Genomic DNA, 265 nt, shown 5'->3' with positions numbered 1-265 from the left:
ACACTCTCTCCGTCGTCGGCAGCGTCAGATGTGTATAAGAGACAGCACCAGCGCCTCGCCGGCGTCATCGAGAACATGAGCTGGGCCACCGAGATGGCGATGTCGCCGGTGCCGGGGGGCAGGTCGAGCAGCAGGACGTCGAGGTCTGTCTCTTATACACATCTCCGAGCCCACGAGACGGAGCTACATCTGGGGGGGGGGGTGTTGGGTGGGGGGGGGGGGGGGGGGGGGGGGGGGGGGGGGGGGGGGGGGGGGGGGGGGGGGG

1 pseudogene is annotated in these 265 nt (G+C 70.9%); it reads right to left on the bottom strand.

Annotation, left to right across the window (positions count from 1 at the left end):
- Positions 1-146, bottom strand: a pseudogene (locus ACR9ZK_RS22220) (P-loop NTPase); the annotation flags it as partial.
- Between the last annotated feature and the right edge of the window lie 119 nt (positions 147-265).

It is taken from the genome of Monashia sp. HAY1-5C (genome assembly GCF_056755255.1).
The sequence above is the reverse complement of the archived record's forward strand: the minus strand, read 5'-3'. Positions and strand labels throughout refer to the sequence as shown.